Source organism: Variovorax sp. LjRoot130, from assembly GCF_964253755.1.
Lineage (GTDB): Bacteria > Pseudomonadota > Gammaproteobacteria > Burkholderiales > Burkholderiaceae_C > Variovorax.
This window is the reverse complement of record NZ_CAXURM020000002.1, coordinates 237939-261631: the sequence shown is the minus strand read 5'-3', so window position 1 is coordinate 261631 and position 23693 is coordinate 237939. Positions and strand designations below refer to the sequence as shown.

Sequence of the window (23693 nt, the reverse complement as noted above, 5' to 3'; positions counted from 1 at the left end):
CGGATGAATGGGTCAGTGCGAGCCGAGATAGGCCGCCTTGACCTTGGGATCGTTGAGGAGTGCGCGACCTGTGCCCTCCAAGGTGATGTGTCCTGTTTCGAGCACGTAGGCCCGGTCGGCCACGCCCAGCGCCTGCTTGGCCATTTGCTCGACCAGCAGGATGGTCAGTCCCGATTCGCGCAGTTGTCGAATGGCGTTGAAGATGTCCTTGATGATCAATGGCGCCAAGCCGAGTGAGGGTTCATCCAGCAGCAGCAAGCGCGGCTCGCTCATCAAGGCGCGTGCGATCGCCAGCATCTGCTGCTCACCGCCGGACAAGGTCCCGGACAGCTGGTCTTGGCGCTCCCGCAGCCGCGGGAATCGCTTGAATTCCCGCTCGATGGCGGCTGCGGTCGCTGCGGGGTCATTCTTTCGCGAATAGGCACCGAGCATCAGGTTCTCGCGCACCGTCTGATCGGCAAATACGCCGCGGCCTTCCGGGGACATCGCGACCCCAAGGCCCACACGTTGATGCGATGCAACGTTCGTGATGTCCTTGCCATCGAGCAGGATTCGACCTTCGGTGACGGGCTCCAACCCGCAGATGCTCTTGAGCAAGGTGCTTTTCCCGGCTCCATTGGCGCCAATGATGGTCACCACTTCGCTCTTGCGCACTTCAATGCTCACGCCCTTGACGGCCTGAATCGCACCGTAGGCAACCTTGACTGATTCGAGTTTCAGCATATTTGACTTTCCGGTTCAGGCTGCGGCGAGCGCTTCTTCGGGCTCGTCGACGCCGAGATAGGCTTCGACAACACGGGGGTTGGCCTGCACCTCGGCGGGCTTGCCCTCGGCGATCTTGATGCCGTAGTCGAGCACGATGACGTGGTCCGAGATCGACATGACGAGATCCATGTGATGCTCGACCATCAAAATGCTCACACCGCACTTGCCGATGCGAAGCAGCAGCTGACCCAGCTCGCCTGTCTCCTGCGGGTTGAGACCCGCAGCAGGCTCGTCAAGCAGAAGGAGTTGCGGCTCAGTCGCCAGTGCCCGTGCAAGTTCGACACGGCGTTGCAGGCCGTAGGGCAGGCTACCCGCCGGGTGATGCGCCAGATGCAGCAGGCCCACCAAATCCAGGAGCTGCAGGGCGCGGGCCCGCGTTGCGGCCTCTTGCTTCATCGCGCTCGGCAGGTGAAGTAGCGACGCGAAGAAGCCGTTCGTCATACGGCTATGACGGCCGAGCATGACATTGTCGAGCACCGACAGTTCAGCGAAGAGACGCAGGTTCTGAAAGGTGCGCCCCATGCCCATGCAGCAGATCGAGTGCACCGGTTGACCGGAGACCTCCTTGCCAAGGAACTGGATCGAACCTTCGGTCGGATCGATCAGGCCGGTGAGCATGTTGATCATCGTGCTCTTGCCGGCCCCGTTCGGCCCGATCAGCGCGTGGATATGCCCCCGCTGCAAACGGAACGAGACGTTCTGAGCTGGCTTCACGCCGCCGAAGTTCTTGGTAACTCCCTGCACCACCAGCAACTCGCCTTGGCCTTCAGGACCGATGCGCGTGGGAGCCGCGGCCACCTTCGATGCTTCGGGCGCCGCGGTCGAACGTCTGAACCACTTGGAGAACAAGCCGGTCACGCCACCAGGCATGACATAGAGCGCAAACAGCAGCAGGAAGCCGTACAGGAAGTGCTGAGCCGAGGGCCAGCGCGCCAACGCAGCATCGACCGCCGTCAGGATCACCGTGCCGACCAACGGCCCGTACTGGGACCCGGCTCCGCCGAACAGCACCAGCAGCAGGATGAAGATCGACAGGTGGAAGGTGATGAAGTCGGAGTTGATGTACTGGTTTTGCTGCGCGACCAGCGCGCCAGCTATGCCACAGGTGACAGCCGCAACGACGAATGCGATGACCTTGGCGCGATAGACGCGAACGCCCACCGAGGATGATGCGATCTCGTCGGCCTGCAGCGAGAGCAGCGCGCGACCGAATCGACCGTGCAGAAGATTGCGCAACAAGAGATGGGTCAAGGCGCACAGTCCGATGCCGAGCCAGACCCATTGCTGCGACGTCAATGGCTGCCCGTTCCAGGTCAAGGCCTTGATCCCGTAGATCCCTTGCGCGCCGCCGAACACATCGGTCCATTCGCCTACGAGCTTTTCCACAACGATGCCGAACGCCAGCGTCACCATGGCAAGGTACGGCCCCTTGACTCGCAGCGATGGCAGAGCGATCAGGACGCCACAAACCGCAGAGATACCGGCGGCAATCACAAGCGCAAACCATGGGTTCATTTCGGTACGGGTCGTCAGCAGTGCAACCGCGTAGGCTCCTGCGGCGAAGAGACCCGCCTGGCCGAGCGATTTCTGCCCTGCATAACCGACCAACACGTTCATGCCGGCGGCGCAGAGGTAGTAGACGCACATCATGAAGACGATGCGCAGGTAGTAGTCGTTCCCGAAGAGGGAGGTGGCGCCGACGAGCGCAGCGGCGACGAGGACGACGCCCAAGAGATGTTGACTGCGCTTCATACCTTCTCCACCAGCTTCTTGCCGAACAGTCCGGTGGGACGGAACGCGAGGACCAGGATCACGAGACCGAAGACAGCGACCTCGCGCCACTGCGCCTGCCACAGGTTCACCAGCGACTCGAAGACACCGAGAACGAATCCGCCAATGACGCAGCCTCGCGGATTGCTCAGGCCGCCGATCATGGCGCCGGAGAAGCCTTTGAGGCCGACCGTCAGGCCCATGAAGAGCGAGGCTTGCGCGATCGGCGCGAGAAGAAAGCCGGAGAGGCCGGCGAGTGCCGAACTGATCACGAAGGCGCCGATCATCACTGCGTTGGTGTTGATGCCCATGAGGCTGGCTACGTTGCCATTTGCCGCCACCGCGCGCATGGCCTTGCCCACCATCGTGCGATTCATGACGAAATCGAAGCCGATCATGATGACGACAGCGACGGCCAGCGTCAGAAGTTCCTGCGGACGGACGCCGATACCGAGCAGTCGGATCACCGTGTCGCCCACCGGTCCGGGCACCACCACGGGCTTCGGTCCCCAGATGGCCAAGCCAATGCTCTGCAGGATGACTCCAAAGCCCAGGGTGCTCATGACCCAGGCCATGCCTGGTCGTCCAGCAAAGGGCCGCACACCAATCACGTAGAGGAGCCATCCGAGAAGGCCCATGACACCGAGCGCCGCCGCAAGAGCCAGGAGTTGAGCGCCAGCGCCGGGAAGTGCCTGGCCGAACGTGGTCGAGGTCACAGGAAGACCCAGGACCAGGAAGAGCGCGCTCATGCCGATGAATGCACCTGCCGACACGAACTCCCCGTGAGAGAAATTCAGTGTCTTGGTCGTCGTGAAGGTGATGCTGAAACCCAGTGCGACCAACGCGTAGGCACCGCCCACGGCCAAGCCGCTGAGAATCGCTTGTAAGAGCGCCTCAACCATAGTTGCCTCCGAGATGATTGCCCGGACCGCGGGATGCGGCCCGGATACGCGTTTCGCGTTACTGCTTGAAGTCCGCGCCTGCCAATGCGCCGACGATCGGGTCGGTATAGGGCAGCAGCTTGCCGTCCTTCCAGCGAATCCACACCAAATCCTTGGCGGTCAGCGCTTCGTGGTTGGTCTTGCTGAACGGCTTGTCGTAAGTTTTGAGAACGCCCTGGACCGGGGCCTTCAGGTCCTCCAGTGCGACGCGAACGGCCGATCCATCAAAGCTGTTGGCTTGCTTCGCGGCGGCGGCATAGAGCAGGACCGAGTCGTAGCCGTGCAGCGCGAAGGAGAAGGAGCCCGGCGCCTTGAGCTTGGGGCCGACGCGATCGAACAGTTTCTGCTGGGCAGGTGTGCGCGTCTCGCTGACCGTGCGCATGAAGATCGGCTTTTCAGCAAGCGTCTTGCCCGCGGCGTCGTAGAACGTGATGTTGTCGGCCGCCCACGAGGTCAGTACCAGCGGGAAGTAGTTGATCTTCTCCATGCTGCGAACCAGCTGCGCGATGGGAGTACCCTGTGCCCACACCACCACGGTGTCGACGCCGGCAGACTTCATCTTGCTCAGCTGGGAGGTCATGTCCGTATCGCCGACACCGAAACGCTCGGTTGCGGCGATCTTGATGTTCTGGAGCTTGGCAATCTCCTCCATGTCCTTCAGGCCGCCCTGGCCGTAGCCCGTGGTCTCAGCCATCAAGCCGACGACCTTCGCCTTTTCCGTGTTCTTCTTGACATATGCCATAAGGGCGGCGACCTGCTCGCGGTCCACCATCGAGACGCGGAACATATAGTTGTCTGCGCCCGGGCTCATGGGCTTGGTGATGTCAGTGCCCGAACCCACGTTGCCGATGACCGGAATCTTTTTCTGGTTGGCGATGTGCTTCCAGGCCATCGCATTGCCGGAATTGGTCGGGCCGAACACGGCGGCAACCTTTTCGTTGTCGACTAGCTCGCTCATGTTCTGGATCGACTTCGGGGGTGCTGAAGTGTCATCGCGAGTGACGAGCGCCAGCTTTTTGCCGAGGACGCCACCCGCCGCATTGATGTCGGCAATCGCCGCCTCCATGCCGAGCACTGCCGCCTGGCCGCTTTGCGCGGAGGGAGAGGCTGACAGATCTCCGTTGTAGCCCAACTTGACGTCTTGAGCGCTTGCGGCTGTGGCAGCAACAAGGCTCGCGGCAAGAGCGGCTCGCTTCAGGAACTTGGGAATGCTCATAGCTGTCTCCGGTTATTCGAACTCGGTGAGTTCAGGGTTGCGATCAAAAATGAGGTGGAAAATCAGGAAGCGAGGAAGCCGCCGTCAACGGGAAGGGTCACGCCCGTCACATAGGTGGCCATGCTCGATGCCAGGAACACCACGGGGCCAACCAGCTCTTCGGGCTGCCCGACGCGCGCCATCGGCGTGCGCAACATGAACTTGTCGAGGCGCTCCGGCGCCTCCCGCGTGTACGACGTCATGGGCGTCTCGATGACGCCAGGCGCAATGGCGTTGACACGGATACCGTCCTTCGCCAACTCAACGGCGAGCGCTTGCGTCATGAGCTTGACCGCGCCCTTAGACGGGGAGTAACCCACGACATTGGGAATTCCGGTGCTCGAGGCGATGGACCCGACGTTGATGATCACGCCCTTGGTTTCCCTCAGCGCATCCAACCACGCATGCGTTGGAAGGAAGGTACCCATCACGTTCACCGTCAGCGTACGCTCGAGGTTCGACGCGACCTTCGGGCTGTCCAAACCCTCGCGAATGATGATGCCGGCGTTGTTCACCAGGATGTCGATGTTTCCGACTTCGCTTGCCACGGTGAGCGCGAGTGCCTGGCAGGCATCTCTCGAAGTCACGTCCAACTTGTACGCGACTGCCTTCCCGCCCGCGGCATTGATTTCGGCAGCAACTACCTTGGCGTTTTCATCGTTCAGGTCGGTCACGACGACCTGGGCGCCCGCTTTCGCAAGGCCCTTGGCGATGGCTTTGCCATTGCCCTGCCCTGCGCCGGTCACAAGAGCGATGCGCCCGCCCAAGATCTGCGGCGCCATGAGTTCAGAGATTTCCATTTGTCTTTCCGGATAGGTGTCTTGAGATCAGGCGGCGTGGACACGTTGGCGCGGAGCGGCCAGCTGGACAACTTCGGCCGCAGGTCGCGTTGTTTGATTCGCGAGCGTCTGACCCACGACGTAGCCGAAGGTCAGCGCCGGGCCGAGGGTGATGCCCGCTCCGGGGTAATTGCCACCCATGATGCTGGCCGCGTCGTTGCCGACGGCATAGAGGCCCTTGATCGGTTGCCGGTCCTGCGTGAGGACCTGGCATGAGTCATCTGTCAGCAGTCCGGCGAATGTGCCGATCTCGCCGACAACGATCTTGATCGCGTAGTAAGGGCCCTGGCGGATGGGCGCCATGCACGGGTTCGGAGTCACCAAAGAGTCGCCCTGGAAACGGTTGTAGGCCGTGCTGCCCTTGGCGAATTTCGTGTCGATGCCCTTGGCGGCATCGCGGTTGAAGGATTCGACCTCCTCCTGCAGTACGCCGGCAGGCACGCCGATCACCTTGGCCAGTTCTTGCAGGCTGTTGCCGCGCTTGAGGTAACCAGTTTGCAGGTGCCTGCCGATCGGCAGGGGGAACGGTGCAACGCAGCCCATCCCGTATTCGCGCAGGTGCTTGTGGTCGCAGATCAGCCAGCAGGTCACTTCGGAGTTGCCCGCGCACGCCTTCACGAGGTCCTGAACGAAGTCGTGGTACGAGAGCGCTTCGTTGGTGAAGCGGCGCCCCCCCGGCGTGACGGCGATCACACCCGGCTTCGCCCGATCGATGAAGTGAGGCATGACGCCCTCGGAGCCATCTTTGCGCTTCGTCACCGAGGTCGGGCACCAGGCGGCGGCGTTCGGAATGGTGGGGTCGACCCAGCCACCGACGGATTCGCCGAGCCGCAGACCATCGCCGGTGTTGAGTGCCGGAGAGGGAGTGAAGTGTTCGTTGCCAGTCGGGGCATGCGGGAACAACTGCTTGCGACGCTCCACGTCGTAGGGGAAGCCACCGCATGCGAGGACCACCCCACGGCGCACGCGGATCTCGAGCGGCTTGCCGTCCTGCAAGACGCTCGCGCCGACGACGGCATCGCCTTCCACGATGAGCGACTTGACCGGCGAGTTCAGCCACACCGGGACGTTGAGGTCCATCGCGGCCTTGGCGAGTCGGCCAGCCAAGGCGTTGCCGTTAGTCAGCGTCATCCCGCGGCCATACCTCACGACATCGAGCAGGTGGCCGCCGAAGCGCTTGGCGACGTACCAGAAGGACTCGAGCGATTTGAAGGCACGCAGGAAGTGCCACAGCTCCTTGCCGGAGCCGAGCATCATGCCGAACACGGTCAGCTCGGGCACGGGCGGCGCCAGCTGGGCGATGCGGCCGCCGAGCTCTCGCCCGTCGAACGGACGGGTCACCATGGACCGGCCGCCCGCTTGGCCGCCAGGCGCCTCGGCGTGATAGTCGGGAAACACCGGCGGCATGTCGAACTGCACGCAGGTGTTCTCAGTGAAGAAGTCGAAGGCTTTCGGTCCGTTCTCGATGAAGGCGTCGACGCGCGCGGCATCGAAATGCGTGGTCGCCTCGTGCTGCAGATAGGCGCGGGCCGCTCCCGGCGGTTCGTTGATGCCCTGCTCTTTCGCGAGCTTGGTGCCAGGGATCCAGAGCCATCCACCCGAGCGGGCTGTAGTGCCTCCATAGACCGGCGCCTTGTCGACGACCAGCACCTTGAGGCCCTGATAAGCCGCGGTAACCGCCGCCGACATGCCAGACGCGCCAGTGCCGACCACCAGAACGTCGTACTCGGTTTCCTGCTTGCTCATTGACCATCACTCCTAGAGGTAGGGGCCGCATTGCTGACCCGATGGCGTTAGTATGCTGCTAACGCATCTTTCATATACTAATGGTTTACCCTGAGCTAATGACGTTGTTAGAATCAAAACGTTAGGAGACACCCATGGGCGCACTTGAAGGCGACAGCAGCGAGTCGAATTCGGAAAAGGAACGCAGAGGCATCCAGTCCATCGAGGCAGGCGGCCAATTGCTTCTGGCGCTGGGCGCCCAGGGCCGACCTATGCCCTTGAGGGAACTCGCCAAGGCCGCTGACATGGCGCCCGGGAAGGCCCACCCGTACCTGGTGAGCTTCTCCAAACTGGGGTTGGTCACCCAGGAGGCTTCGACGGGCTACTACTGGCTCGGACCGACCGCAATGCAGCTTGGCCTCGTGACTCTCCGGATGCTCAATCCGGTTCGCGAGGCCACGCCCTTCGCGGAGCAGTTGGCCAGGGAAACCGGACACAGCGTTGCCCTTTCCGTGTGGGGCAACCAAGGGCCGACGATCGTGTATCTCTTTGATGCGATCTATCCGCTACACACCAATATCCGAACGGGGACAGTCATGTCGTTGGCGGGCACAGCGACGGGCCGCTTGTTCGCCGCCTACCTGCCCGCGAAGCTGATCGAGGAATCTCTGCTTGAGGACGAGCGGCGGCTCGGACCGGACATCGCCAAACCTACCGAGCGCGTCGATTTCCAAGGCATGTTGAACGAGGTACGAAAACACGGCGTGTCTCGCTCGGTCAACAACCCCACTCCAGGGGTCTGCTCGTTCGCGGCGCCAGTTTTCGACTATTCCGGGAACATCGTGCTCGGGGTCACGCTCATGGGGCGTTCACGATCATTCGACACCGACTGGGCTGGCAGTCAGGCGATCGCAGCAAAAGCATGTGGCGTCGAGGTTTCCAAGCGCCTGGGTCATCAAACGCTGCGCGCCGGTTGAACTTTCCGTCAGCGTTGCGCCACGCCACGCCGCTCTATAACGTCAAGTCAAAGGGCGTCGCTGCGATCCGCCTCTGAGCCGAATTCGGCCTTCCGTATGGCAGCTGTGCAGCGTGTGCTGTCTGTCGCATCTGGGACTTGAACTCACGGTCTCGGGCGCATAGCTGTCATCCAGGCTCCCGCGACCTATCGGGCCCAATGGCTGTTTTCAAGGTACTGCTGCCGTAGCTAGACGCCGGCAGCGCGCAATCGGCGAGACGGCTGATCGAACGTCTGCTGCTCACGGCGACGAAATCACGGAGCCGACCCGTAGCAGAAGTACGCACCGCGAAGACCCGCGTCGCAACGCTGACCGTCGACGCCGGCCCGATGCCGATCGAGCTGACGCCGATGTGCGGTCCCGCCGCTGCCAGGGTGATGGTCGTGAAGACTTCATTCGCCGTGTCACCTCATCGCGAACACCGCCACCTCCGCGCTGCGCCCCTTGACGCGCACCGCTGGAAGCGCTTCGAGTCCGACAGTCACGATAGCCTGGCACGCGTCGCTCCACTGACCAGCATGTGAGTGCCGAAATCCTTGTTCAGCGCCTGGATGCGCGACGCGAGGTTCACCGCGTCACCGACCAGTGCGTAGGACATGCGTTCAGTGCTGCCGATGTTGCCGGCGATCACGGTGCCGGTGTGGATGCCTATGCCGTGGCGCAACTCGGTCTTGCATGCCGAGCGCCGCACGCTGTTCCAGGCGTCGAGGCGCTGTCCCATCTCGCGTGCCGCGGCCACGGCGGCATCGGCATGGCGTACGTCTTCGATGGGCGCTCCGAACACGGCCTCGATCTCATCGCCAATGAACTGCAGCACCAAGCCGCCGTGCGCGCGAATCGCGGCGTCCATCTCACTGAAATAAGCGTTCAGATCGGCCACCACCTCGGCCGGCGGGCTGGCCTCGACCCAGGGCGTGAAGTCGCGCAGGTCGGCGAAGAGGATCGTCACGTCGCGCTGCACGCCGGCTCCGCTCACCCGGCCGGCGAGGATCTCGTCGCGCACTTCGGGGCTGACGTACCTGCCAAATGTCTCGCGGATCGCCTCGCGTTCGCGCAGGCCCCGGACCATGGCGTTGAAACCTTCGGCAACGGCGCCGATCTCGTCGTTTGAGACCACCTCGCAGCGCGCGTCCAGCCCACCGCGCTGCACTTGCGCCATGGCTGCCTGCACCTCGCTCAGCGGTCGTGCCACGCTTGCCGCGACCAGCAGGGCCAAGGCGACCGAAACCACGACCCCGCCAAGTGCGAGCACGATGATCACAAGATTGAGGTTGTGAATGATCGCCGCCGCTGTCGCCGCGTCGGCGGTCCGTAGCGCGTCGGCGCGCGTCAGCGCTGCCATCGACAGCACCGCCAGCGGCAGCAACCCGAGCAGCAGGAATGCCACGAGCATGCGCGTGCGCACACGCATCCGCGGCGCGCGCACAGCGCTCAGTTCGCCTCCTGGAATCAGGCGCGGCAGTTCGTCGCGCATCAGGCGTTCGCTGCCAAAGAAGACGATCGCGGCAACGAACGTGCCGAGCACGGCGAAGCTCCGAATGCGGGCACCGCGGGTCAAGGTTGAGGAGAACATGGTTTGGCGGATCCGGCACCGGTTTGGCGCCGCGGCAATTCTGCGGCCGCTGCCAGGCGCAGGATAGGTGCGGCAATCGACGCGCGCGGGTTCGAGATCGCCGGCGGCATGGGGTGCGTGCCGGCTGCTTGGACAAGCAGGACCTTCCGCTGCCCTGTGGATGGCGTCAGAATTGCGGCGAACGCTCGCTTCCAGGCGATGCGGTTCGGAACCGAAGCCATGAGACGCTGGTTGACCGCCCTCTTCGTACTGCTGCTCGCCGGCTGCACCACGCTGCCGCCGCGCATCGCGCCGCCTGCCAGCAGCGCCATCGCCGATACCGGCGACACGCCTCTCGGGCGCATTGCTGCGGCGAGTCTGGCTGAGGCACCCGGTGGCAATTCGGGCTTCATGCTGTTGCCGAGCGGCGAAATGGCCTTCGATGCGCGCCTCGCGCTGGCCGAGGCCGCCACACGCTCGATCGACGCGCAGTACTACCACATCCATGACGATACCGCCGGCGCAGCCTTCCTGGGGGCGCTGCGCGATGCCGCGGTGCGCGGCGTGCGTGTGCGGCTGCTGGTGGACGACTACCACGCCGGCGATCTGTACCCCATGCTGCGGGGCCTGGCCGCGTTTCCGAACGCCGAAGTGCGCCTGTTCAACCCGCTGCCCGAGCGCTACGGCACGCCGATCCGTCGCTTGCTGCTGTCGCTGCACGAATTCACGCGCGTCAACCGTCGCATGCACAACAAGCTCTTCGTCGCCGACAACCAGTTCGCCGTTTACGGCGGGCGCAATATCGCCGACGAATATTTCACGCGCCACGGCGAGGCCAACTTCATCGACCTCGACGTCCTCTCCGCCGGCACCGTCGTGCGCGAGCTGTCGGCAAGCTTCGACCGCTACTGGAACAGCGAACAGGTGTGGGCGCTGGAGCAGAGGCTGCACGCTTTGGAACGCGCCTCCAAACCCTCCGAGCGGCGCGCCGACTTCGACGTGCAGCTGAAAAGAATCGCCGGCCCACCGCCGGACGTGCCACCGCTGGACTACCTGGGCCAGAGCACGGTTCGCGTGCAGATCGCGCAGGGCCGGGTGCGACTGCTGGCCGGCAGTGCCCGCGTACACGACGACCCGCCCGACAAGGTGCTCCAACCCGTGGACCCGAACAAGGCCAGCCCGGCGATGCGCGCCAAGCTCGACGTGATCGCCGCCGCGCGCGAGGAAGTGGTCATCGTCAATCCTTACTTCCTGCCTGGCCCGGTGGGCCTGCGCATGATGGGCGAGGCCCAGAAGCGCGGCACGCGTGTGTTGATCGTCACCAACTCGCTCGGCTCCACCGACGAACCTCTGGTGTACCGCGCCTACTCACGCTACCGCGCCGACATGCTGCGGCTGGGCGTGCAGGTGTACGAGTTCGGTCCCGACCTAGTGCGGCGGTCGAACACCTTCGGGGTCTTCGGCAAATCCACGCCGCGCCTGCACGCCAAGGTGGTGGGCGTGGACCGGCGCTGGATGGTGGTGGGCTCGGTCAACCTCGATCTTCGCTCGGCGGTGCTGAACACCGAGTTGGGCGTCACCATCGACTGCGCGGCGCTCACGCGTCAGGCGCTCGGCCTGCTGCGCGCCGATGCCTTCGCCAGCATGTACCGGCTCCAGCTTGGTGAAGACGGCCAGACGGTCGAATGGCATCTGCGCGACGACAGCGGCAAGACGCAGGTGCGGCACGACGAGCCGCACGCGAGCCTATGGCAAGGCATTTCGCTGTGGCTGCAATCGTTGTTCGTGTCCGAGAACGACTTGTAGCCGGCCCCGGCCAGGGTCCCTTGAATCCGAGGTTCATCAACGCGCGATGCGCACGATGCGCGCCGCGCCAATGGCCGTCACTGCCATCGCCTGCTTCGTATCGAAGAAGGCGGGCGCGCGCACGACGGTCGATGTGCCAACCTGCTCGACCTGCACGGTGCCCAGCAGCACGAGCAAGAGCTCGCCGGCGCTCACCTCGGCGCGCTCGCCGGCGGCCAGCGGCCGGTGCTGCCCCGCGTCGACGACCGCCAGCCGCGCCGCGCGCTCCATCGTCTTCCACGTCGGCAGGCCACGCACGCAGTCGTCGAAGCGCCGCGCCGCGAAGTTCTTCCAGAGGATCTCGCTCAGTTTCGGGTGCGCTTCGAGGATGGAGAACAACGCCGCGCGCGAAATCTGGATGAGCAGCGTGGCGGTGGCGGTGCGCAGCGAGGCACTGCGCCGTTCGCCGCTGAGCATGGCGATCTCGCCGAACATGTCGCCGCTGGCCAGCTCGTCGATGATGGCGTCTTCGCCTTCGCCTGCGCCCTCGCGATCGGCCAGCACATAGACGGCGCCGCGCGCAATCACGTAGAGCTCGTCGCCGGGGTCGCCGGCACGAAAGACGGTCCTTCCCGCGGGAAGCGCAACGATTTGCGCGCTGCGTGCCAGCGTGGCCAGGCTGGGTGCGTCGAATGAGCCGAACAGTGCGGTCGCCTCGAGGCGCCGGACGACCTCGGCCGGGCGCAGCAACTGGCCGCCGATGGGCAGGCGGTACAGCATCGCCGTCAATCCCTCCCTGCGCCGCGCGTAGCGCTCGGCGAAGAAGGTCGAGATCATGTGCCAGAGGTTGTGCGGGTCGATCCTGACGAGGGTGACGAGTCCGTCGCCTTTGCCGTAGCCGGGGTTGGCCTCGATGAAGAAGCGCGCCGCGGGCTTGTCGCATTGGCGCCAGTAGTAGCGCTCGACCTCGGAGTCGCGCGTGATCCAGTGCACCTGGCGAGTAAGCGGGTTGTCGGAGGTCACGCGCTCGAGGCCGAACGAGTTCGCCAACTCGTCCATGACGTCGACCACGGCCGGCGGCGGCGGATGCCGGGTGCTCGGCCAGATCACGTCGAAGTGCTTGGCAAACAGGCAATAGCTCGAAGGGTGCACCAGCGAGCCGAGGTAGTAGACGCGCCGCCCGGGGTAGCGCAGCAGGTAAGGCACGCCGAGCTTGAGGCCGAAGCGTGTGTTGGTATTGCCACCCCGGTAAGCGCGCAGCATACCGGCCTCGGCACGAAAGATGGCGCTCGCCTTGCCGGCCAGTTCACGCTCGAAGATGTGCAGCGCGAAGTAGCCGACGATCTCGCCTGCGTGGTCGCGGTGCACGTTGATCCAGGTGTGCTCGGCCGGGGACTCGACCACGTACTTCGCGAACGAGTCGCGGCTGACGCCGTCAAACACCTCGCAATGGACCTTGTAGAGCGCATCGATGAACTCTTGCCGCGCGGCGAGGTCGAGCTTGCTCGGGACGACGATGGCGGATTTGGCGATCTTCGGCATGGGTGTCGGGTGCGCTGCGGACCACCCGTCGAACCGCCGGAAATCCGAAGGCCGGCGGGTTGCACGCGTGGCGGATGGGACGAACGATTTTGCCCCACGGCACGCCCGACCCGATCACCGAGGCGCCCTCGCGCCGCGGCATACTGGCGGCCATGCTCGCCGAACCGCCGCCCCTTTGCAGCCGCCGGACGCTTCCGGCCGAGGCGCTCGCAGTCCTCGCCGAAGGTTGCGGGTTCCTGCTGCTCGGCGTGCTCGCCGCGCCGATTGCCCTGCCGATCGAGAACGTCGCGCGCCGGGACGCCCTGGTGCCCGGCCCGGCGCGATGACGCCTGCGCTCGCCCTGCACCCGCTGTTCGCCGGCATTTCGTCCGAGGCGCTCGCCTCCCTTGAACGATACCTGCAAACGCGTCGCTTCGAAGCGGGCGACATCATCCTGCGCGCCGGCGTGCCGTCGGCCGAGCTGTTCGGGCTGATCGACGGCGCTGTGCGCGTCGAGCTGGCCGGGGGTGGCCGGCGGCTGCTGCTGTTGCCGCCCCAGTGCTTCGGCGAGCTGTCGGCGCTGACCGGCGATCCGGTCTCGGCCAACGTCGTCGCCCAGCGCGATGTGCGAACCTGGGTCCTCTCGGCCCCCGTTCTCTTAGAGGCGATGGCGCAGGAGGTCGCGTTCTTCCGCAACGTCGCGACCTTGCTGGGGCTGCGCCTTCGCGAGCGGACGCGCCGTGCGCCGGCGGCGCGGCCGCGCGTCGTGCTGGTGCCGACGGGGGAGGAAGGCGACCCGATCCTGCTGGCGGCGCTTGCCCGCGGTTTGCAGCACTACGCGCCCGGCTCCGAGCACGACGAGTCGCGCGACGACGCGGCAAGCGGCGCGCAGCGCATTCGCCGCTGGCGGGACGTTGGGCCGAGCGACGCAGTGCTGCTGCTCGGTACCGGCCAGGCCGGCAGCGCGGCGTTGCTGGCGGAGCTCGACGCCGATGACGCGTTGCTGGTCACCGCAGACGATCTGCGCCGCCTCCCGGATACGCACGCCGCCCCCGTCGTCTGGCGCCCGGGTGCGCTCTCCGGGGCGGCGGCACTGCAGCGCTGGTGCCACGCGGTGCCGCGCGACGAGATCGACGCTGCGGCATCGGGCGGCGACTGGTCGCGGGCGCGCCAGCCGGCGCTCGATCACCTCGTGCGGCGGCTTTGCGGCCGGGAGGTGGGCGTGGCCATGAGCGTGGGCGCGGCTGCCGGGCTGGCGCACCTGGGGGTGCTCGAGGTCCTGGAAAGCGACGGGCTGCCGATCGACTTCCTTTGCGGCTCGAGCATGGGGGGTGCCGTGGCACTGGCCTTTGCCCGATTCGGCAGCGCGCGCGCGGCGACCGAGAACGTCCTGCGCGTGGTCGCGGACTTCGCGCGCGCCAGGGGCATGCAATGGCTGCCACGCGCCTCGCTCATCTCCGCATCGCGCATGACGACGCTCACCCGCGAGCTGTATGGCGATGCCACGTTTGCGCAGTTGCGGTTGCCGGTCGCGGTCGTCGCGGCCGACCTGACGATGGGCAAGCGTGCCGTGCTCGACAGCGGCGCCGTGGCGCCGGCGGCACGGGCCACGGCGGCGATCCCGGGGGTGTTCGCCGCGGTCCGGCTCGGCGACTCGGTACTCGTCGACGGTGCGGTCGTGTCGCGCCTGCCGGTCGACCTGCTCGCCGCGCGCGGCTGCGGCTTCAGGCTCGCCGCGCTGGTCCGACCCACCTATCCCGAGGCGCCCCCCGATGCTGCGCGCGCCGCCGATCGCTTCGAACAGCGACTGCGTCGCCCGTTCGGCCTGCGCGCCGCGATGGGCGGTGCCTGGCGCTTGCAGGGCTGGTGGGACGCCGCCGCCCAGGCCGATCGCGCCGACCTGTCGCTGACCGTTCCGATCCCGGTCGGCGAAGGCTTCAACTTTGCGGCGGCCGAGGCCATGGTCGACTGTGGCCGGCGCACGGCGCTGGAGCGTCTGCCGCAGATCCGCCTGGCGATGCAGCAGGTGCTGGCGCCAGGGGTGCCTTGACAATACGCAGCCGGGCGTGGGTCACCGGCACCCAGTAGTTGACCTGCGCCATAGACCGGTCAACCTCAACAAAGCTTCCGGGCAAAGTTGCCTTGATCGCCGGCAGGCGCCTTTTCTCGTGCAGCGTCCCTCGCGCCAATTGGCTACTTGCCCATCCCTTGCCGATATGGTGCAACGTTGGTAAGCGAAACACCAACGGCCGTTTAGTTTGCATCAATAGTCCGTTACGGAATTGCTCCGTCACTGGATTCAGGAGTTCGCCATAGCCTGGCGGAAAGTGGACAGCAGGTCGTGGCTGGCGCTGGGCTATGACCTATACAACCAAGGCGTCAGCAAACGGGTCAACCGAGGCAGGATGACCCATGCCATCAACGAGACCGACAATAAGCGCGGGGCAAACAAGGAGAGCGCCATGACTCTGCACAATCCGGCTTTGCCCCTCGTGGTCAAGGAAGATTTCAAACGGCTTGCCCACGGCGCGGCGGTCGGATTGCTGGCGGCGGGTATCGGCGCCCTCTACACTGTCTATGCTCGCTGGGGCATCGCCCGAGGCCTGGAGTCGCCCGATCTGACCGCACTGCGCTTCGGCGTGGCGGGCTTGGTGACCCTGCCGATTCTGGTAATGGCCTGGCGCAAGGATCGGCAGGTGCTGATCCTCCGCTGGAAGCTGTGGCTGCTCATTTCCTTGCTCGCTGGCACGCCCTTCGGCCTTCTGACCTTTGGCGCGCTGCAATTGGCGCCTGCGAGCCACTCGGCCGTGTTTCCGTTCGCGGCAATGAGCATCATAGGGATGTTACTGGGCGCCATCGGCCTGGCCCCTGCTCGGCCACAGCCCCACCGTCGCGGAAACCGCAGGCCTCGTCGTCGTCATGACCGGCCTGATTTGGGCTGTGACCGGAGCCGCTCGCCGCTGACGTTGCGAAGAACCCGTCTCGACCAACAACTCGGCCATCCAGCACCTTGGAATCAGCCGCAACGCGCGCCCACTTGCCGGACCACCCTCTCACTGCCATGGACTGGCTAAGCCATCTTCTCGACATGATCCCAGTAACCGGGCAGCTGGAAGTTCGCTGCCTCTACGGCATCCCTTGGCGCGTAGCGTACGAGCCCTCGAAAACGGGGGAGATCCCATTCCACGTGGTGCTCGGCGGCACGGCGATTCTTGAAGACCCGGCCGGGGGCGACCCACTGCAGCTCGGTGCCGGTGACATCGTGCTGTTGCCTCACGGCTCGGCACACGTCCTGCATGATGGCAGTGGCCTTGGCCCGCACGCTCGCCTTCAGCTGCTCGGCCTTCTCCAGCAGGCGCGCCCACTTGCGCGTCGGGTCCAATTGCCGACGCTTGCCCGGCTGCATCGCCACGTTCCACTTCGGGCCCCCGCGCTTCTTCGCGTTTGTCGACACCCCGATAGCCAGCATCGCCGAAGGCCACCGTCTCCTCGCCGTGAAGCAGCGCGCCGGCTTGCGTCACGTCGTTGACGTTGGCTGCCGTGGCGACCACCTTGTGCACAAGGCCCGATTGGGCATCAACACCAACATGGGCCAGCTACGGCTTCTGAACGTTAGCGCGCTCGTGGTATTCCGCGATCAGCCGTTCCCAGACGACTTCCAATTCGTAGGCCATGGAACGGGCCAAACCATCGAGATCCGGAAAGAGCGTCGAGTTCGTGACGTTCATGCGATAGAGGGACTGCATCGCCTGTGCGCGCATCTCAAGGGGCAGCACGTATTTGACGATGACCGGCTCGTCTGCCACATAACCGTCGAGAATGCGGTGAAGTGGCTGATCCAATATGCCTGGCAAGACGAACAATCCCGACTGCGCGACCAGTCTCTGATCCATCTCCAGCGGTTCCCCGAACCAGACGATGGGCAACTGGTTCACCATGAAATACTTCTCGAAGTTGCCCGCGACGCGCGGATCGATCACTTCACGCGTCAGCTCTGGATCGAATGTCGGCGATGCCGACCACAGAGCGGGCGTGTTGAGGGCATAGACCGCCGCGTCGGTGACCGCATCTTCGAGCGCGAAGAATGCTGCGACGTAAGGCGACTTGGTGAAATCGAGCAATCGCGTGGGCGCACCATGGTGCTGCATGAGCGCCAGGCAGCGAAGGTCGTCTTGCAACGCGGCGGGAGAGGTGCGATAGATGTGCGCCTTGCGGCGGAACACGCGCAACGAACGCTCCTCGCGCAGCGGCCAAAGCGAAGAATCAGGTGCGTAGACCTGCAGTCGCCGAGTGAGCGAACTCACCAGAGGCCACTGCGCCGAAACTTCCCCGCGAAATGCCCAGCCCGTCTGAGCCTCCGTCAGTTCGACGAACTCGTTCCACTTCGACAACTTTCTGACTTCCATCGTTTGTCCATTCCGTTGTTGCCGCACACGCCCCGCGAACGGCGCATTGGCGTGGCTAAGTGGCCGTGGGCTCGATGCGCGTGAGCCGGTTGCCCAGCTCGCGCGTCGAAGGCACGCGCCGCTTCGTGCCTTCGGCGGCAGCTTCGTCCTCCGCCAACGCGGCGGTGATGGCCAGCAAGACCCGCCGGGTGGTTTCCACATCCTCTGCCGGGATGCCACGCACGCTGATCTCGTTGACCTCCTCTGCCAGGGGGACGAGCTTGCGCTGCAACTGCTTGCCCAGTTTCGTCAGATAGACATGGACCTTGCGGTCGTTGCCCGGCAGGTGCATGCGCTCGACATAGCCGAGCGTTTCGAGCGCCTTGACGGCGGTGAAGGTGGTCGGTTCGGTGATGCCGGCGCGAACGCTGAGTTCTCGCTGCGACAGGCCGTCGCGCAGCCAGAGCACGCGGAGAACAGACCAGTGGCCGTAAGAAACCGCGTGCGACACCAGTCGCATCTGCAATGCGCGCACGTAAGCCCGCGCCGCATCCTTGACCACATGCGCCAGCCGCTCTTGAGTGTCCTCGGGTGAATCGGCAAGCGGTGGGGGCTGTCTGTCTCTCATGGCATGCAGGACGAGGGTTCTGGAAGGCAGTGGGATGGCGGCGGCGCACGTCCCCGGGGGAACGCTGCGCACATGATAGATGCTGCTCCCCATCGCTTCGTTGCTGCACCCGAACTGTCTCCCGCCACGGCAGCATAATAATATTAGAGCTCAAATATTATGTTGACAACCTCGGCGTCTGATCTAGACTAATTAACTTCGATAGCTAAGTTTATTGAAGTTGATTCCAACCCGAAAGGCCGCCGAGGCCGCATCCAGGAGCGCGATATGTACGACCCGTTCTTGACCGATCGCCTGATCGATCAATGGCTAGCAGAGGACGTCGGAGGCTGTGACTTGACGGTTCAGACCATGATCGACAAGGACGAGCGCGGTGCGTTCTGCATGAATGCGCGGGAAGCCGCGATCGTGGCGGGCGTCGACGTAGCGGCGCACGTGTTCAAGCGCTACGACCCTTCGCTGGAGGTGGACGTCCTCGTGTCCGATGGAGAACGCGTAGAACGCGGCGCGATACTGATTGCGGTGAAAGGCTCGGCGCGCAGCGTACTGACGGCCGAGCGCACCGCGCTGAACATCATGCAGCGGCTGTGCGGCATCGCCAACGAGACGGCGAAATACGTGGACGCCATCGCGGGCACCCAGGCCAGGCTGATCGACAGCCGCAAGACCACGCCGGGCCTGCGCATGCTGGAGAAGCACGCCGTGCTCTGCGGCGGCGGCCTGAATCACCGCCTGGGCCTGGACGGCGGCGTGATGATCAAGGACAACCACATCGCGGTCTGCGGCAGCATCGAGGCGGCAGTCGCCCGCGCGCGCCGCTCGCTGCCGGTGCTGACCAAACTGGAAGTCGAATGCGACCGCTTGGACCAGGTCGCGCAGGCGCTGAAGGCGGGCGTGGACGTGATCATGCTGGACAACATGTCGGTGGGCGACATGCGACAGGCCGTGCGCATGGTGGAGGGCCGCACCAAGGTCGAGGCCTCGGGCGGAATTCGCCTGGAGACGATTCGCCCGATCGCAGAAACCGGCGTCGACTACATCTCGACGAGCCGCATCACGCAGGCTGCGATTGCCGTCGACATCGGCCTCGACGAAGCCCGGTAGCCGAAATGGAAAGCGGCACCTTCTTCCTCGTCGTCGGCCCGAGCGGCGCGGGGAAGGACTCGCTGATCGACGGCGCGCGACAGCGGCTGTCGGCACAGGCGCGCCATGTCTTCGCCAAGCGCACGATCACGCGTCCGGCGGCGGCGCCGGGCGAAGACCATGAAAGCGTCTCGGCTGCGGAATTCGATCGACGCGAAAGCGCCGGGGACTTTCTGGTGACGTGGCGCGCGCACGGTCTGTGTTACGGCTTACCCGCGTCGTTGCGGACTGCGTTGGAGGCTGGGCAGCACGTGATCGCCAACGGTTCGCGCAGCGTCATCGCGCAGCTGTCGCAGTGCCTGGCACGCTTGGTCGTGATCGACGTAACGGCCGCGCCGGAAGTGCTGGCGAGGCGCATTGCCGCCCGGGGGCGCGAGCGTGAGGAAGAAACGCACCTGCGGCTGGCCCGGCGCGGCGAGCCGATTCCGGCATCGGTGCGCTCGCTCGGGGTGGACAACGACGCAAGCCTGGCCGAAGGCATCGACCGCTTCGTTGAAGCGCTCGAATCGTTTTGCGGCTGGGCGACGATCCGGTGCCTGGAGATGCGCAGCGGCGCGGATCGGGTGGTTCATTTTTCATCCGTCCTGCCCGCATGGCACGGCGGCGAGCAGGTGGAACTGTCGGCCGTTGGCGGTCGCGGCATCTCGCGCGTGTGGGCCCGTGTCCATGTCGGCGGCGCCGGCACGGCGCTGGCGGCAGGCGAAGCCGGCTTGTCGCGCGAGACCTTCGAAGCGCTCGGTGCACCACAAGGCAGCCAAATCGCAGTGCGCGTGATTCCTGCAGCTCGAAGCCACGACCTGCTGGTGCGCAAGATACGCGGCGAAGCGCTGGGCGAAACGCAATACCGGAGGCTTCTGCGCGACATCGTGGAGGGACGGTACGCCGATCGCGAGCTGACGGCGTTCCTCGTCGCCGCGACGCAGCACCTGTCGGACGCGGAGGTCCTGAGCCTGGCCCGCGTGAGGACAAGCCTGGCGCATCGCTTGACGTGGAACGAGCGCATCGTCGTCGACAAGCATTCGATGGGTGGCGTGCCCGGCAGCCGCATCACTCCGATCGTGGTCTCGTTGGTGGCGGCGCACGGCCTCACAATGCCGAAGACCTCGTCGCGCGCCATCACATCCGCTGCCGGAACGGCCGACGTCATGGAAGCCGTGGCGCGGGTCGATCTCACGGTCGAGGAGGTGCGGCGCTGCGTCGCAGAGGCACGCGCCTGCATCGCCTGGAATGGCCGCCTCAATCATTCAGTGCTGGACGAAGTGATGAACGCCGTGACCCGGCCGCTGGGCCTCGATTCGACCCGCTGGTCGGTGGCGTCGATCCTGTCGAAGAAGAAGGCGGCGGGCGCGACCCACGTCATAGTCGACCTGCCCTACGGTCCGTACGCGAAGCTGCGCACCGAGCACGCAGCGCTCGAGCTGGCGGCATTGTTCGAAGCCACGGGCGCTGGAATCGGCCTGCACGTGCGCGCGCTGGCAACCGACGGCAGCCGGCCCATCGGCCGGGGCATCGGTCCGGCGCTGGAGTTGCGCGACGTGCTGCTCGTGCTCGACAACCACGCGGACGCGCCCAACGACCTGCGCGAAAAGGCCTTGCGCTTTGCCGGCCAGATCCTGGCCTGGGATCCGTCGGTGGGCTCGGCCGAGAAGGGACGCGCGGCGGCGCAGGCGCTGCTGCAATCGGGCGCGGCGCGGCGCGCCTTTGCCCGGATCGTCGAGGTGCAGGGAGCGCATGACGAGCCGGCGCGCCCGAGCGCGCTGACCCATGTCGTGCGAGCGGAGTATGACGGCGTGGTGAGCGGGCTCGACGGGTGGACCATTGCCGGCATCGCGAGGCTGGCCGGCGCGCCGGTCGACAAGGGCAGCGGCATCGACCTGCTGTGCCAGGTTGGCGATGCCGTCCGGGCCGGCGATCCGCTGTATCGCATCCATGCTGCGACCTCCGACAGCCTGGCTGCCTGCGTAGCGCTGGTGCAGGGTGCGCACCCGGACGGTGAGTCCGCGAGGGCCATCGAAAATACCGCCCAGCGGCCGCAGGCTCAGGCCTTGCATGGCGTCCGGTCGGCAGCGGCGTCCATGTGGATCAACGAAGGGAATCGAGCATGAAGCAATGCAATCGGCTGGTCGGGCTGGCCGCGTTCGTCGTGGTCTGCCTTCAGGTGCCTTTCGCGATGGCTGGCGAGAGCGGCGACGCTGCGGGGAAACCGATCGAAGTCACCGTGACCTTTCCGCCGGGCGGCGGCACGGACGTGCTCGCACGGCTGATCGGCAACCACACAGCCGACAGCCTGGGCCGGGCCTCGGTCGTCGAGAACCGTCCCGGTGCGAGCGGCAACCTGGGTGCTCGCTATGTCGCCGGGCGGCCGGCGGACGGGGGTTCCCTGCTGATGGTGAACAGTTCGTTTGCGATCAATCCCGGCGTGTTCAGGACGCTGCCCTTCAATCCGAAGACCGACTTCGTCGCCATCATCAACGTGGCCTACGTCGCCACCGTGATGGTCGTGCCGGCGGATTCGCCCTACAAGACCTTCGCCGACGTCATGGCGGCGGCCAGGCCGAAAGAAAACACGGTGTCCTTCGGCTCGTGCGGGAGCGGCACGCCGCAGCATCTCGCAGGCGAACTCATCAACCTGCGAGCCGGCGTCCACATGCTGCACGTCCCTTACAAGGGCTGCGGACCGGCGCTGAACGACATCGTCGGCGGCCAGATTCCCATCGCTCTCGTCACCGCATCCAGCGCCATGCCGTTGGTCAAGGGCGGCAAGCTGAGAGCACTCGCCATTTCGTCGAAGGAACGATTCAGCCAACTGCCCGATGTTCCGACGGTCGCCGAACAAGGCCTGCCGGGCTACGAACTCAGCCAATGGCACGGCCTGCTCGCGCCCAAGGGCACGCCGGTCGACGTTCAGAAACGTCTCTACGAGGGATTCGCAAAGATCCTGATGCGCAACGACGTACAAAAGGTTCTGCGCGACCTGGGCTACACGCCGGCAAGCGATGGGCCCGAGGCATTCCAGAAGATCGTGAACAGCGACATCGATCGATTCGCCGAGATCTCCAAGCGCATCGGCCTGACCGCCGACTAGCCGGCTCTGCAACTCCGGAGCTACCTGAATGAGAAAAGAATTCGTCTCGCTCGCTGCCATGGCCGTCGCCGGCGCCGCATCGGCGCAATCCTCGGTCACCGTGTTCGGGCTCGTCGATGCGGCGGTCAGCGGTTTCTCGAACCGCTCCGAAGACGCGCGTGGCGCCAGAGGCAGCGTCAAGGTCAGCCGAACCGCCCTCACGAACGGCGCCTACAACAGCAGCCGGCTCGGTTTCCGGGGAACCGAAGATCTTGGCGGTGGATTGGCGGCCGGATTCTGGCTCGAGGCTCCCATCACCAACGACGACGGGCAGACCGGCGTTGCATTGTTCTCGCGGCGTTCGACCCTGAGCTTGTCGGGCGGCTTCGGCGAAATCAGGCTGGGTCGCGACTACACGCCCATCTTCTTCAACGACGCAGCGTTCGACCCGTTCGGCGCGGTGGGTACAGGAACCAACCTCCTCTTCACGGCGAACACCACGAACCCAACGGGCGGTGCAGGCGGATTCGGGAACAGCACGAGCTACAACCGCGCCAGCAACAGCATCGGTTACTTTCTTCCGCCGAAGCTGGGCGGGTTCTACGGGCAGGCCATCTACGCCTTTCACGAGCAGACGAAATACGCGCCGAGCACCCTGACGCCGGCCGCCGCGAACAATTCGCGCACGGGCCGCTATGTCGGCGCGCGATTCGGCTACGCGTCGGGACCCGTCGATGTCGCATTGGCCTACGGCAACGCCAACACAGGCGACCAGTTCTTCGCCGGCACCACCGATTCGGTCAAGACGCTCAGCCTTGGCGCCTCGTACGACTTCGGACCCGCGAAGCTGTTTGGCGAAGTTTCGCGTTCCAGTTTCCAGCGCGATGTCGAAGTGCCTCCACTGGTGCCGTTCAATGACACGAAGCTGCGCGGCTATCTGCTGGGCATCACCGTTCCGATTGGCGTGGGTCTGATCCGGGCCTCCTATGCCAGGGTCAGGTACGACCAGGCCTTCGGCGCGACGCACACATCTCCCGGTGACCCACGCGCCAGCAAGGTCGCGCTGGGCTACGTCCACAACCTGTCCAAGCGAACCGCCCTCTACGCGACGCTGGCCAGAGTAAGCAACAAGAATGGCTCAGCGCTGACGACCGGAGGGCCCGCATTCATCAGCACTTCGCCCTTCACCCCCAGGGCCTCGACGGGCTACGACCTGGGAATTCGCCACGCGTTCTAGGCTTGGGAAACGTACGGTTGGGGCCCCTTCGCGCCCTTCGACTTCCAGACCTGAACTTCGCTTCGCA

General features: G+C 65.2%; 19 protein-coding genes and 2 pseudogenes. 10 read left to right on the top strand and 11 right to left on the bottom strand.

The genetic code is table 11. The annotated features are described in order from the left end of the window. Nucleotides 1–12: 12 nt before the first annotated feature. From ACSQ86_RS30950 to ACSQ86_RS30925, 6 genes are all read right to left on the bottom strand, one after another. Nucleotides 13–723 (bottom strand): ABC transporter ATP-binding protein, encoded by a 711-nt coding sequence (locus tag ACSQ86_RS30950; protein ID WP_436307331.1) that lies wholly within the window; start codon nucleotides 721–723, stop codon nucleotides 13–15. 15 nt (nucleotides 724–738) lie between these two features. Continuing rightward, a complete protein-coding gene (locus ACSQ86_RS30945) occupies nucleotides 739–2517 on the bottom strand; it encodes a branched-chain amino acid ABC transporter ATP-binding protein/permease (RefSeq protein ID WP_436307332.1) in 1779 nt (592 codons plus the stop codon). Beyond that, a complete protein-coding gene (locus tag ACSQ86_RS30940; RefSeq protein WP_436307333.1) occupies nucleotides 2514–3437 on the bottom strand; it encodes a branched-chain amino acid ABC transporter permease in 924 nt (307 codons plus the stop codon). Before ACSQ86_RS30940 ends, ACSQ86_RS30945 begins: the two co-directional genes overlap by 4 nt. A 58-nt stretch (nucleotides 3438–3495) precedes the next feature. Beyond that, the gene (locus ACSQ86_RS30935; protein ID WP_436307334.1) at nucleotides 3496–4692 is read right to left on the bottom strand and encodes an ABC transporter substrate-binding protein; all 1197 of its coding nucleotides are present in this window, start codon (nucleotides 4690–4692) and stop codon (nucleotides 3496–3498) included. 62 nt (nucleotides 4693–4754) lie between these two features. Continuing rightward, nucleotides 4755–5531, bottom strand: a complete 777-nt coding sequence (locus ACSQ86_RS30930) for an SDR family NAD(P)-dependent oxidoreductase (RefSeq protein ID WP_436307335.1) — start codon at nucleotides 5529–5531, stop codon at nucleotides 4755–4757. A 27-nt stretch (nucleotides 5532–5558) separates the two neighbouring features. Further along, the gene (locus ACSQ86_RS30925) at nucleotides 5559–7316 is read right to left on the bottom strand and encodes an FAD-dependent oxidoreductase (RefSeq protein ID WP_436307336.1); all 1758 of its coding nucleotides are present in this window, start codon (nucleotides 7314–7316) and stop codon (nucleotides 5559–5561) included. Nucleotides 7317–7450: 134 nt separating this feature from the next. Here ACSQ86_RS30925 and ACSQ86_RS30920 point away from each other — a divergent pair, with 134 nt between their 5' ends. Then, nucleotides 7451–8272: an IclR family transcriptional regulator gene (locus ACSQ86_RS30920; protein WP_436307337.1), complete on the top strand. Its 822-nt coding sequence runs from the start codon at nucleotides 7451–7453 to the stop codon at nucleotides 8270–8272. A 520-nt stretch (nucleotides 8273–8792) separates the two neighbouring features. On the opposite strand, the gene ACSQ86_RS30915 is transcribed toward ACSQ86_RS30920, so the two are convergent. Beyond that, nucleotides 8793–10370, bottom strand: a complete 1578-nt coding sequence (locus ACSQ86_RS30915) for an adenylate/guanylate cyclase domain-containing protein (protein ID WP_436307338.1) — start codon at nucleotides 10368–10370, stop codon at nucleotides 8793–8795. Between ACSQ86_RS30915 and ACSQ86_RS30910 the strand changes: the two genes are divergently transcribed. Next, entirely contained in the window at nucleotides 10296–11669 is a 1374-nt protein-coding gene (locus tag ACSQ86_RS30910; protein ID WP_436310406.1) for a phospholipase D family protein, read from the top strand. The genes ACSQ86_RS30915 and ACSQ86_RS30910 overlap by 75 nt on opposite strands. A gap of 36 nt (nucleotides 11670–11705) precedes the next feature. Here the strand turns inward: ACSQ86_RS30910 and ACSQ86_RS30905 are convergent, their stop codons facing one another. Further along, nucleotides 11706–13190, bottom strand: coding sequence for a cyclic nucleotide-binding domain-containing protein (locus tag ACSQ86_RS30905; RefSeq protein ID WP_436307340.1), 1485 nt, complete (start codon nucleotides 13188–13190; stop codon nucleotides 11706–11708). A 74-nt stretch (nucleotides 13191–13264) separates the two neighbouring features. Between ACSQ86_RS30905 and ACSQ86_RS30900 the strand changes: the two genes are divergently transcribed. The 4 genes and pseudogenes from ACSQ86_RS30900 to ACSQ86_RS30885 form a co-directional block, all read left to right on the top strand. Beyond that, complete coding sequence (locus ACSQ86_RS30900) at nucleotides 13265–13516, top strand: hypothetical protein (protein WP_436307341.1); 252 nt, start codon at nucleotides 13265–13267, stop codon at nucleotides 13514–13516. Continuing rightward, the gene (locus ACSQ86_RS30895; RefSeq protein WP_436307342.1) at nucleotides 13513–15219 is read left to right on the top strand and encodes a patatin-like phospholipase family protein; all 1707 of its coding nucleotides are present in this window, start codon (nucleotides 13513–13515) and stop codon (nucleotides 15217–15219) included. Before ACSQ86_RS30900 ends, ACSQ86_RS30895 begins: the two co-directional genes overlap by 4 nt. A 355-nt stretch (nucleotides 15220–15574) precedes the next feature. Then, the gene (locus tag ACSQ86_RS30890; RefSeq protein ID WP_436307343.1) at nucleotides 15575–16243 is read left to right on the top strand and encodes a DMT family transporter; all 669 of its coding nucleotides are present in this window, start codon (nucleotides 15575–15577) and stop codon (nucleotides 16241–16243) included. Continuing rightward, nucleotides 16231–16488: pseudogene (locus tag ACSQ86_RS30885) on the top strand (cupin domain-containing protein); the annotation flags it as partial. The gene ACSQ86_RS30890 and the pseudogene ACSQ86_RS30885, both read left to right, overlap by 13 nt. Here the strand turns inward: ACSQ86_RS30885 and ACSQ86_RS30880 are convergent. The 3 genes and pseudogenes from ACSQ86_RS30880 to ACSQ86_RS30870 all read right to left on the bottom strand — a co-directional run. Further along, a pseudogene (locus ACSQ86_RS30880) lies at nucleotides 16480–16762 on the bottom strand (transposase); the annotation flags it as partial. The pseudogenes ACSQ86_RS30885 and ACSQ86_RS30880 sit on opposite strands and share 9 nt — an antisense overlap. Before the next feature lie 3 nt (nucleotides 16763–16765). Then, nucleotides 16766–17575: an FRG domain-containing protein gene (locus ACSQ86_RS30875; protein ID WP_436307344.1), complete on the bottom strand. Its 810-nt coding sequence runs from the start codon at nucleotides 17573–17575 to the stop codon at nucleotides 16766–16768. A gap of 55 nt (nucleotides 17576–17630) precedes the next feature. Next, nucleotides 17631–18182 carry a MarR family winged helix-turn-helix transcriptional regulator gene (locus ACSQ86_RS30870; RefSeq protein ID WP_436291972.1) on the bottom strand — a complete coding sequence of 184 codons (552 nt, stop codon included), beginning with the start codon at nucleotides 18180–18182 and terminating at the stop codon, nucleotides 17631–17633. A 336-nt stretch (nucleotides 18183–18518) separates the two neighbouring features. On the opposite strand from ACSQ86_RS30870, the gene nadC reads away from it, so the two are divergent. Genes nadC through ACSQ86_RS30850 form a run of 4 tightly spaced genes read left to right on the top strand, consistent with a single transcriptional unit; the run spans nucleotide 18519 to nucleotide 23626 of the window. Beyond that, nucleotides 18519–19286 carry a carboxylating nicotinate-nucleotide diphosphorylase gene (gene nadC, locus ACSQ86_RS30865; RefSeq protein WP_436291954.1) on the top strand — a complete coding sequence of 256 codons (768 nt, stop codon included), beginning with the start codon at nucleotides 18519–18521 and terminating at the stop codon, nucleotides 19284–19286. A gap of 5 nt (nucleotides 19287–19291) precedes the next feature. Beyond that, nucleotides 19292–21430: a phosphonate metabolism protein/1,5-bisphosphokinase (PRPP-forming) PhnN gene (phnN, locus tag ACSQ86_RS30860; protein WP_436307345.1), complete on the top strand. Its 2139-nt coding sequence runs from the start codon at nucleotides 19292–19294 to the stop codon at nucleotides 21428–21430. Further along, nucleotides 21427–22410 carry a Bug family tripartite tricarboxylate transporter substrate binding protein gene (locus tag ACSQ86_RS30855; RefSeq protein ID WP_436307346.1) on the top strand — a complete coding sequence of 328 codons (984 nt, stop codon included), beginning with the start codon at nucleotides 21427–21429 and terminating at the stop codon, nucleotides 22408–22410. Before phnN ends, ACSQ86_RS30855 begins: the two co-directional genes overlap by 4 nt. Nucleotides 22411–22438: 28 nt before the next feature. Further along, nucleotides 22439–23626 carry a porin gene (locus ACSQ86_RS30850; protein ID WP_436307347.1) on the top strand — a complete coding sequence of 396 codons (1188 nt, stop codon included), beginning with the start codon at nucleotides 22439–22441 and terminating at the stop codon, nucleotides 23624–23626. Nucleotides 23627–23693: the final 67 nt, after the last annotated feature.